The following is a 599-nucleotide window of genomic DNA, read 5'->3' as shown; positions in this document are numbered from 1 at the left end:
TAATGTGTTTGCCTTTTGTGTTATAATGTTCTTGCATCTCTTGGTATCCTTTTTTTGTAGTTACTAAAAGTATATCCTATGAGATGCTTTTTTTGTACTACTGGCTAACTTAATTATATAATTTACTAATTAGAAAAAGAAGGAAAATTTTTATTTACAAAATAATAAAAATATGGTATGATTAAGTTAGTAAGGTGTTTAGAAAGATAGAATTTGTCTGCCTACCGGCTTATACTACTAGTGTATAAGGATGTGGGAGACCCGGCAGTCCCACCTAAGCATCTTTAGTTAACTTAAAACTTTAGCCATATTCTTTTGGATATGGCTTTTTATTAAAATTAAACACTTAGCTTTTTGTTGGGTGTTTTTCTTTTGTCCTGGATATGACGTTAAACTGTCTTTTTCGTATGTCAAACGTTACTTGACAAGCTCTATTGTGGACTATACCACGTTAATAAATGTAAAGGAGAATTAAAATGAAAAGAGGATTTTTACAGGCTTTGGGTCTTGATGTTGAGGTTATAAACAAGATTATGGCAGAACATGGCAACACCATTAATTCGCTACAGTCTATTAATGAAAGTAACCAGGATACTATA

The 599-nt window shown here is 31.2% G+C and carries 1 protein-coding gene; it reads right to left on the bottom strand.

The features are described from left to right. Positions 1 to 288 precede the first annotated feature (288 nt). Positions 289 to 414 (bottom strand): hypothetical protein, encoded by a 126-nt coding sequence (locus KMP12_RS07770; RefSeq protein ID WP_256442637.1) that lies wholly within the window; start codon positions 412 to 414, stop codon positions 289 to 291. Between the last annotated feature and the right edge of the window lie 185 nt (positions 415 to 599).

It is taken from the genome of Gemella sp. zg-1178 (genome assembly GCF_018790995.1).
GTDB lineage: Bacteria > Bacillota > Bacilli > Staphylococcales > Gemellaceae > Gemelliphila.
Note: the sequence above shows the minus strand (reverse complement) of the source record. Positions and strands in the feature narration are given on the sequence as shown.